Annotated in this window: 13 protein-coding genes; 8 read left to right on the top strand and 5 right to left on the bottom strand. The window is 65.5% G+C overall.

Annotation, left to right across the window (positions count from 1 at the left end; genetic code table 11):
* Both BJF81_RS10585 and BJF81_RS10580 read right to left on the bottom strand, forming a co-directional pair.
* A partial coding sequence (locus BJF81_RS10585; RefSeq protein ID WP_143780802.1) for an FAD-dependent oxidoreductase occupies positions 1-806 on the bottom strand: 806 nt, incomplete at its 3' end.
* Positions 803-1,117, bottom strand: a complete 315-nt coding sequence (locus BJF81_RS10580; RefSeq protein ID WP_075958315.1) for a thioredoxin family protein — start codon at positions 1,115-1,117, stop codon at positions 803-805. The genes BJF81_RS10580 and BJF81_RS10585, both read right to left, overlap by 4 nt.
* Before the next feature lie 63 nt (positions 1,118-1,180).
* Between BJF81_RS10580 and BJF81_RS10575 the strand changes: the two genes are divergently transcribed.
* The 6 genes from BJF81_RS10575 (at position 1,181) to BJF81_RS10550 (ending at position 5,917) form a co-directional block, all read left to right on the top strand.
* Positions 1,181-1,582, top strand: coding sequence for a heavy metal-responsive transcriptional regulator (locus BJF81_RS10575; protein WP_075958314.1), 402 nt, complete (start codon positions 1,181-1,183; stop codon positions 1,580-1,582).
* Between the two features lie 464 nt (positions 1,583-2,046).
* Positions 2,047-2,754, top strand: a complete 708-nt coding sequence (locus tag BJF81_RS17565; protein WP_143780801.1) for a hypothetical protein — start codon at positions 2,047-2,049, stop codon at positions 2,752-2,754.
* A gap of 191 nt (positions 2,755-2,945) precedes the next feature.
* Positions 2,946-3,764 (top strand): CBS domain-containing protein, encoded by an 819-nt coding sequence (locus BJF81_RS10565; protein ID WP_075958312.1) that lies wholly within the window; start codon positions 2,946-2,948, stop codon positions 3,762-3,764.
* Positions 3,765-4,482: 718 nt separating this feature from the next.
* Positions 4,483-4,920, top strand: a complete 438-nt coding sequence (locus BJF81_RS10560) for a helix-turn-helix domain-containing protein (protein WP_083664160.1) — start codon at positions 4,483-4,485, stop codon at positions 4,918-4,920.
* A complete protein-coding gene (locus tag BJF81_RS10555) occupies positions 4,917-5,507 on the top strand; it encodes a PIN domain-containing protein (protein WP_083664159.1) in 591 nt (196 codons plus the stop codon). The genes BJF81_RS10560 and BJF81_RS10555 overlap by 4 nt, the downstream gene beginning before the upstream one ends.
* Complete coding sequence (locus BJF81_RS10550) at positions 5,450-5,917, top strand: hypothetical protein (protein WP_143780800.1); 468 nt, start codon at positions 5,450-5,452, stop codon at positions 5,915-5,917. Before BJF81_RS10555 ends, BJF81_RS10550 begins: the two co-directional genes overlap by 58 nt.
* 57 nt (positions 5,918-5,974) lie before the next feature.
* On the opposite strand, the gene BJF81_RS10545 is transcribed toward BJF81_RS10550, so the two are convergent.
* Complete coding sequence (locus BJF81_RS10545) at positions 5,975-6,226, bottom strand: hypothetical protein (RefSeq protein ID WP_075958309.1); 252 nt, start codon at positions 6,224-6,226, stop codon at positions 5,975-5,977.
* A 183-nt stretch (positions 6,227-6,409) separates the two neighbouring features.
* On the opposite strand from BJF81_RS10545, the gene BJF81_RS10540 reads away from it, so the two are divergent.
* Together BJF81_RS10540 and BJF81_RS10535 are read left to right on the top strand one after the other, a co-directional pair.
* Positions 6,410-6,757, top strand: coding sequence for a PadR family transcriptional regulator (locus BJF81_RS10540; RefSeq protein WP_075958308.1), 348 nt, complete (start codon positions 6,410-6,412; stop codon positions 6,755-6,757).
* Entirely contained in the window at positions 6,754-7,746 is a 993-nt protein-coding gene (locus tag BJF81_RS10535) for a hypothetical protein (RefSeq protein ID WP_075958307.1), read from the top strand. Before BJF81_RS10540 ends, BJF81_RS10535 begins: the two co-directional genes overlap by 4 nt.
* A 169-nt stretch (positions 7,747-7,915) precedes the next feature.
* On the opposite strand, the gene BJF81_RS10530 is transcribed toward BJF81_RS10535, so the two are convergent.
* Positions 7,916-8,392: a hypothetical protein gene (locus tag BJF81_RS10530; protein ID WP_143780799.1), complete on the bottom strand. Its 477-nt coding sequence runs from the start codon at positions 8,390-8,392 to the stop codon at positions 7,916-7,918.
* Positions 8,393-8,459: 67 nt separating this feature from the next.
* A complete protein-coding gene (locus tag BJF81_RS10525; RefSeq protein ID WP_269087327.1) occupies positions 8,460-8,846 on the bottom strand; it encodes an NUDIX domain-containing protein in 387 nt (128 codons plus the stop codon).
* Positions 8,847-9,059 lie beyond the last annotated feature (213 nt).

Below are 9,059 nucleotides of genomic sequence, written 5' to 3'. Positions count from 1 at the left end.
GTCAGCTCGGGGGTCCGGCCTGCGCCGTGGACGACCAGGTCGAACTCGGCTGTCCTTGACCGCCCTGATTCATCCACGCTTACCTGATAGCCGGTGGCGCTCTTCTCCACCGCGGTGAGCGTCGCAGAGCGCCAGGTCTGGATCCCGACCTGGGTGCTGCGGTCGATGAGGAGGTCGACGAGGTCGGGGTCGAAGGCCTTCAGCGGTCGAGGTTTGCGGTCCAGGATGACCGGGGTGCTGCCGGCCCGGGCGGCGATGTGGGCGAACTCGAAGGAGATGAAGCCCCCGCCGACGAACAGGATCCGTCGCGGCAGCTCGGGCAGGTCCAGGAAGCCGGTGCTGTCTACCAGGTGCTCGTGCCCGGGCAGGTCCAGCGGGCGGGGGCGCGCACCGGTGGCGATGAGGAAGTGTCGGCCGGTGTAGGGGGCGTCGTCGATGGCCACGGTGTTGGGACCGGTGAACCGCGCGGTACCGTGCAGGGTGGTGACCCCGTTGTCTGACAACCCGGCCTCGACCTGCTCGGGGACGGGGTCGGTGAAGCCGTGCTTGTGCGCCATGAGGTCGGCCCAGTTGATCGACAGGCCGTCGTCGTCGATGCCCTTGCCGCGCATCAGGCGGGCGCTGTCGATGACCTCGGCACCGCGGCGCAGGATCTTCTTGGGGTCGCACCCGCGCAGGGCACACGTGCCGCCGTAGGGCAGGGCGTCGACGATCGCGACCTTCCACCCTGCGGAGGCGCACTTGTTCGCCGCCGTGACGCCGGCCATGCCGGCGCCGATGACGATCAGGTCGTAGTCGTGGGTCATCGCGTGGTCTCCTGGGCCAGCCCCAGCGCTGCGTACAGCTGTTCCGTGGTCGGTGCCCCGGCCAGACCGTCGGCCGTGGGGTAGACCCGGCAGGAGAGGCCCGCTGCTGACTCTGGTGCGGAGAACGCGTCGGCCCCGTCGACCAGCACTGTGGGTGAGCCGCGAAAGCCCAATTGTTCGGCCTGCTCGAGGGTCTCGACGCGCTGACGCCGGAGCACCACTTCTGGGTGCTCGGCCGCGATCGCGACCAACCTGCGGTGCGTCACCTTCCAGTTGGGGCAGTCTTCGTAGTACAGCAGGCAGACGTCCATACCCGCGACGCTAGACCTTGTACCCTGGTACAAGCTCAAGCGTGCGAGGTAGGACAGGGCGAAATGCGGATCGGAGAGCTGGCCGAGTCGGCCGAAGTGAGCAGCCAGACCATCCGCTTCTACGAGCGCCAGGGTCTGCTGGCCGAGCCCGCGCGCGGGGCGAACGGCTACCGCGTCTATGACGAGTCCGCAGCCACACGGCTGCGCTTCATCGCCATGGCGCAGGCCGCCGGGCTCACGCTGTCTCAGATCCGCGGCATCCTGGACCTGCGTGACCAAGGGACCACCCCCTGCCAGCACGTCACCACGCTCCTGGACACCAGACTCGCTGACGTCCGGACACGGATCCGCGACCTCCTCACGCTGCAGGCAGAGCTCGAGGTGCTGCTGCAGCGCAGCCAACTGTTGGACCCCGGCGACTGTGCAGACCAGGACATCTGCCACATCCTGTCCCCGTCGCAGTAGTCTTCGCCCAGGCACGACCCGGACCCCGACCTCGCGCGCCAGCCATAACACGCCGGAACAAGGCCGGCTGTCCGGTCCGCCCACCGCAGCACCGACACGACCGACGGCATGATCGCGGCAGGAGCGTGCGGACCACGCTCAGTGCGGCAGATGCGCGCTTGCTGGCGGGCCCTCGAGCATCATCCGATCCACCCTGGTTATGAGTTGACACCCGTAGTCATCCCTCATAATCCAGGGCCGTCGCCTGTGCGTGTTCTGGAGATCCTCACCGCACGGGTCGTCAACTGGCGCAGTTTCGAAGTCACGTGCGGCTCTAGGTTCGGCCCTCGACGGACACTTGCATACTCGTGTCAGGACGCATTGAGAACCGAGTGGCTCCTCTTCCCGTTGGCCAGACAACGGGCCAGCACAGAACCGCAGGCGCCAGCACTAGACGCCCGCTGTCACGCGTGCAACCATGGCTCATGGCGGGGGACGGCGGGGACGACGGCTCGGACAGGGGACGTCTCAAGACGGCGGCTATCGTCGTTGGCATCGCTAGTGGTATAGCCGGAATCTTTACGCCTGTTTGGCTCGCCGTACGAGATACTCCAAGCAGTGAGACTGAGGTAGTAGGCCTTGCCGCTAGTGCTGGCTCACTCGAGTTCGGTCCAGACGCACAGGAAATCACCGTCGTGCCGAGCACGATCCGGATAACTATGCAGAATGCCGGAGAGCTGGCTTCAGTGGTAGCTGGCGTCGAGTTGACCATCCGAGAATATGCAAGATTGGATATCTGCCAAGCTGGGGGCGGCTTGCCAGTGAGTGAAACCCATGACGTTGTCCTTCCGACGGACCCGCAAGAGGGTGAAGTCGTTAGTGTCGATGCTGTGCATGAAGTTCCTGCCAATGGATCAGATCGGTTCGAGTTGGCAGTCGCTGTGGATGACGAGGAGATGCAGGTCGCGGCGTACGTCTACCTGCTTGAACTGCGCCTCAACATCGATGGGGAAAAGACCGATGACCCTGTCGGACGTGTCGTTATCCCAGTGCCCACCGGACTAGCGAACTACGTGGACGAGGAGGGCACTACCTACGAGGGCACAGTCGGCGACTGTTATCGGCGAAACGTGGAGGAATACGCTCGTATCCAAACTTGGGACGGCCTGCAGGCAGCGGGTATGCATGAGTAGAGCGCCGGCGTGTAGCGCCTGTGTTCTAGGGGTCCTGTGCGCACACCAGGCCGCACTCGCAGAGCGGCAGTAGCGGATGGCGGGTCTGGCATCGTGCCCGATCGTCGGCTGTCCCCGCCGCTTTGCTTGGGGGTCCACCGCGGCGTTCGGGTCACGACTCCGGAGGGGGACGGACGTGCGAGGCTTCGCTCATGGCTCTGATCGTCCAAGACATGTCCACCGCGATACGTGCACGTCAAGTAGCCATGCCTTTGGAGGAGGCCTTGGCGGTGGAACCCGACGACGACGCCTCACAGTGTGCGGCGCGACTAGCGGAGGAGCAGTACGACTATGCGCCGGTGCTGACGGACGGTATGCCCGTTGGCATTTTCGAGCGGGCGGCGGCGCCGGGACCAGGCGCTGCAGTCGGGGCGGTGATGCGGCCCTTAGGCGCGGAACTGTTGGTGTCTACGGAGGCCACTTTGTCTGACCTGATGCGCCGTATGACCGAGCAACCTTTCGTCTTCGTACTCGACGGCTGTGGCGTCACGGGTTTTGTGACCCCGACGGATCTCGGAACCGTGCCGGTGCGAACCTATTTCTACCTCCGGCTCGCGCACCTCGAGAACACCCTCAGTGAGCATCTGCGCCGACGGTACCCCGATCAGATGGAGGCGGTGAACCTTCTCGGCCCGGCCCGTCGTGCGAGCCACGAAGCTATCGCTGCCGACCTCCGGTCGAAGGACAAGTTCATTGACGAACTCTCGTGTCTGAGTCTCGACGACCTCGTCACTGTGGCCGGCAAGATCGACCGATACCGGAACGCCGTTTCCGCGACGGGCCTGGGGTGGCGCAAGGCAACCAAGGGGCTAGCCGACTTCCGCAACGACATCATGCATCCGTCTCGGATCTTCGCGGGGTCGGCAGAGGCACGTCCCGCCAAGCTCGTCGATTGGGAGCATCGCCTCGACACGCTTATCGGCGCTGCGCAAGCGCTTGCCAGCAACGACGTTGCACTTGGCGCGTGCTGAGCGCTTTGGCTCAGCGATGTCAGAGATTCGCGGCACCGGGTGCGAGCTGCACTGACGTCGCGGTTGCTCCGAAGTCGGGCGCTTGGGAGGACGTCGACGATGTCGTCTTGCTGCGCCTAGGATCACATCGTGAGGACTTGTATGAGCTGCGGTTCCCCAGCGGCACACATCGTGATCTATCCCTACAACGAGGGTGATGTGAGTGGACGCTTGCTTGTGTACTGCGACAGCTGCGTGCAGCGGCCCGGTGCCATAGTCGTCCTTCCGGAACGCCTTCTCGACGAGGACGCCAACGCCACCCTCGAGTTCCTTTACGGCCACCGGCTGACCCAAACCAACCCAACGGCCATACGGGAGCTTCTCCATGTGCCGGCGGCTCATGGACCGTGACGGCGGAGCGAGCGATCCGCCAATCAGAGTCGCCGTAGCTCCACGCGCTAACCGCCGGCGGTGGAGGCTTGGCGTGGCGGGCTGTCCCACCGGCTTGTTCCACCGAGTTGGCCAGAACCATGAGCATCCGCAACAGGGTCAGCTCGAACCCGTGGCCTGGCCGCCGCAGAGTCGGACGCTAGTCCTCCATGCGAGAACCGTGCATCGTGCTCGCGCCGCCGGGCCGGGGGTCGACGCGCTGCTGTTGTCGGGAGCTGGCGACTGCCTGCGAGGGAGGGGGGAGGGGGGGAGGGTTCCGTTTCTTTCGTTTGAGTCGTAGGCTGGGTGGATGAGCCGGACTCAGACACGGGTCACACCGGACGACATCCCTGCTGCGGAGGCTGAGCGTCTGCGAGAAGGAGCCCTCCGTGCGCTCACGCTTCGTGTCGGCGACAGCGAACTTGAGTTGAGCGATGGCGCGCGCGGGCTCCTGGTAGACATGTTCGACCGGCTGGCCAAGGGGGAATCAGTCCTCGTGGTGTCAGCCGATGAGATGCTGAGTACCCAGCAGGCGGCAGACCTTCTTCGAGTCAGCCGTCCGACTCTCGTAAAGATGCTGGAGGAGGGGGTGATCCCCTTCGAGCGGCCGGGCACACACCGCCGGGTTTCACGACAGGCCGTCCAAGAGTTTCTCGACAGTCGGACCGCACGTCGCGCTCGCGCGCTTGAGGGGCTAGCAGCCACCCAGGACTCGTCCGATACCAACGACTACCTCACGACGCGTTGACCGGACCAGTAGTTCTCCTTGATGCGTGCGTGCTCGTTCCCTATCCGCTTGTCTCGGCGTTGCTCACAATGGCTGAGCGCGAATTGTTCGAACCACGGTGGTCCGAGCATATCCTCGACGAGGTGGAGCGCACCCTGACCGGGAAGCTCGACTTGGACCCGGACAAGGTCAAACACCGACTCAGCCACATGCGCGCGGGCTTCCCCGAGTCGTCGGTTCACGGTTTCGAGGACCATGTCGAAGAGATGACCTGCGACGCGAAGGATCGGCACGTCCTGGCGGCCGCAGTGGCTGCGGGAGCGGATCTCCTCGTCACCGTCAACATCAAGGACTTTCCAAATTCGTCGTACGAGTGGTATGGGCTCGAGGTGATCCATCCGGAGGTACTTCTCAGCAGGCTGTTCAACTACGACGAGAAGGGCTGCATCGAAGCCCTGCACGCGGACGCAGGTCGGCGCCGCAACCCGCCGATGACCACGGAACAACTGCTTGCCCAGCTGGCGGGGCTGCGCCGACCTTCGCCAACAACGTGCACCAGCGGATACTGGACGGCGTCACGAAGGTCTCGGAGATCCCGGCGCTCGTGATCACAAGTGTAGAGTCATCGCCCTTCCATCAAGCCCTGACCGACCCCGACCTAGAAGATCCGTTGAGCGTCGCAGTCAACTGGTGGAGAGCGCTGCTGGATAAGGACGAGTTCCTGGACATCCTGGAGACTCTTACTGTCCACCCGCCTGCGTGGGACGATTACGAATGGGCAGCGGCGCTGTTGAATAACAAGTCCATCGCCAGCAAGGTGTATTACGCAGTGGACGATCCGCAGAACCTCGCCTTCGTCCGTTTCATCCCTGAAGTAGCACACAGTTCGCAGGTCTTCGCCGCCTATGCCGTCAACGATGGCGCTTACCTCACCTTGGTACGACTACCGGACGGCACCTGGAGGGTATGGGGCCTCGGTGCGGCAATGGTCTCGGCCAAGGATGTCAGGGCCCCGTAGCGCCCGCGAATCGGAGGACAGGGAGTGACCTCAACCGGTGAGCGGCAGAAGAGTGCGTCAGGCGGCTGCGTGGTGCGGGGCGCGACGGTCCTTGCGTAGCCATCTGAGCAGATGGAGCAGCGACTGGTGGATCGCAACTCCGACGGCGGTATTCAAGGCAGCCAGTCCAGCCGCTCCAAGGAACTCATTGGGTGACTCGATGATGCCGTCGAACCACAGAAGCAAGGGCCAGCCCAGGGTTGCGACCAGGAGGCAGGTCTTCCACCAGCGGCCGAGGACCAACCCGAACAAGAGCATCGTGGGAATCATCGGTCCCTCCTCAGATCCTCACCGTACGCCGTGAGCCCCGGTCCCTGGCCAGGATGCGATCAGCAGGAGGACAGTGCGTCTGCCAAGGGCGTCCGCCGTCGCGGCGAGCCTCTGAGGGTGTGAACCTCGTGGTGGACGGCGTGTCGCCGGCACATAGTCGTGTTACGCGAGTATTCATGTCCCATGAGTACCGGACTGAGGGAACCGTCGTTCTTGATCCTGACGGCATTGGTGAACCAGCCGCTGCACGGCTATGCACTGCTCGAGGCGGTCGAGGAGGCCTCCGGTGGTCGGGTGCGCCCGGCCGTGGGGAGCCTGTACGCCACGCTGGACCGAATGGCGGCTCAGGGGTGGGTCGCGGTGGCCGAGGAAGAGGTCGTCAACGGACGGCTGCGGCGGACCTACGAGATCACCGCTGCGGGAAAGAGCGTGCTCACCGCCGAGGTGGAGCGCATGAACTCGCTGGTGGTCGAGGCGAGCCGACGGCTTGGCTTCGCGCCCCGTCCGCGGCGGGCGGGAGGTGTGGCATGAGGGCATCGGCCTACGAGCACCTGTGTCACCTACTCACGCTGGCCTACCCCGAGCCGTACCGCAGCACCCACGGCGCCGAGATCGTCGGTGTGCTGCTCGACGCGGACGACCGCCGCCCGGGCACGTGGCGCAGGATCCGTGAGGTGGGCGGAGTCGTGGTCCATGCGGCCAAGGTCCGTGTCCTGTCGCCGCACGTCACTGGCGCTGAGGCTGCGCCACGCCCGTGGCACCTGGCGGGCATGCTTGTCATGATGGTGCTGGCCGTGGTGGCGACACAGGCCTGGACATCGGCTTTGGTACGCCTTGCTGACGCCGAGCGGGGAGACGGATGGCTGGACCCCCGCTGGCCGGTCCACGCGGCATGGCTCATCGCCGGCGTCATGATCTGGGCTCGCCGCCCGGCGGCAGCATGGGCGGCGATGCTGGTCGCAGCTGTCCTGGTCACCGCCTACCCGGTATTCGTCGCGACCGGCATCCCGTGGCCCGCTCAGGTGCCCGGTACGTGGGGCCACGCCACCCCGGCTGACCCATCGCCCGGGTTGCCGTTGACCGCCAGGGACGCCGCCTGGTGGGGCCTTTCCTTGGCTGCTGTGGCCATGACCGCCACCCCGCGCAGGCTCGCCACAGCCGTGGCCGCCCTCCCGCGCTTCGCGGTGGCGCGGGCCGCCCTCATCAGCGCCGGCGTCGCGGCAGTGACCGGACTGATCGCGCTTGCCGACGCCGCGGTCAACCACAGCTACTGGTTCACCGCCGAGCATGTGCGCACCTCGCCGCTGCCGGCATTCGTCGTCCTGGCAGTCCTGGCCGCACACCTGCGCGTGCGGGCGAAGACCGGAGCAGTCGTCCTGACCTTCGCCATCCTCGCGCTGGCCTCAGCCTCGGCAGCCCCGTCAATCTTCCAGCTGACAGCCGTCCTCACCGCAGCGGCCGGGGGTGTAGCCCTCGCACTGACCGCACACAGATCCATCAAGAGCCCCGCACGGGGATGATTCAGGCCATCGCGCCGTCCAGTGGCGTCAGGGCCGAGCGCCAACCGGCAGGACTTGAAAGCCACGCGCCCGCAGCGGCATGATCGGACGAGCGTAGCCGTCCTCAGCGCGGCAAAGGAGTACGTCGGTACGCGGCAACTCAAGTAGGACTTGCAGGTGTATGGCCCTGTCACGTGTTCGAGGGCGAGTGGCGTTTGGACACCCACCACTCGTGCACCGCTGCAGCCGTCCCGCCGATCGCCAAGGCAACCAGCGGCAGCCCGGCGAAATATGCGTACAGGCTCCAACTCATCCCCAGGCCCAGAAAGGCGGTAACCACCGCCGCGACCACGACGACGTCCCCGATGGGGCGACGGCCCGCGAGGGCGAGGATGATTCCGAGGAGGGCGAGCAGCGCGCATCCGACGGGCAACAGGACGAGACCGAGGGCCCGCCTCGCAGCCTCTTCCTCCGATCCGCCGTAGACGATCGGCAAGGCCGTCAACAGTCCGCGCCCCAGCAGGTAGACACCGGGGAGACACAGAACGATGGCCACCAGAGCAGTCGAACGCCATTGCGCCGGTTTTCGACGCCGCTCGGTGCAGTCCCGACCGTCGCCCATGGCGTGAACCGTACCGAAGAACCGAAGAGTCGCGCCGTCATCCACCCGTCCACCCACTCGTGAAACGACACGGAAGACGCAACGCCACGACAGCGGCAGTACAGGGTCCTTCTTAGATCCAGCCGAGGGCTCGGAACGTGGAGGTGGCGAACGAGCCGAGGGAGGGTTCGCTGCGCAGCTCGGTGCGGGTGAACCACCGGAGTGCGTCGACCTCATCGTCATCCGGCTGTGGCGGACGCCCGATGATGCGCGCCCCGAAGATGGTGCTGACGTAGGCGCACTGGTCACCGTTGGGATAGGTGATCCGAAAATGGGGTCCACCGACGGCTCCGAGGATGGCCGTCAGCTCCACCTCTGTGCCGATCTCTTCGGCGGTTTCCCGGTGGGCTGCATCGGCAGGGCTTTCGTCCACGTCCACCGCGCCACCGATCGTGCCCCATGCCTGGAACTCCGCCTGATGTACTAGCAGGACGCGGCCCTGCGGGTCCATCGGCAGCACGGCGACCGAGGGCAGTAGGAGCAGGTCGTGGCCCACTTTCTCCCGGAGCCGAGCGATGTGTGCGGCTACGGGCATAAGAGAACGTTAGCTGTGGCCTCCTGGACCGCAACACGCGCGGCATGAGCGAGTGTGTAGCACAAGCGCTACAATGGGGTCATGGAAACGGTGGGACTTCGTGAGTTGAGGCAAGACGCCTCTGGACTTCTGCGACGC

Source organism: Ornithinimicrobium sp. CNJ-824, assembly GCF_001942405.1.
GTDB lineage: Bacteria > Actinomycetota > Actinomycetes > Actinomycetales > Dermatophilaceae > Ornithinicoccus > Ornithinicoccus kibberensis.
Note: the sequence above shows the minus strand (reverse complement) of the source record. Positions and strands in the feature narration are given on the sequence as shown.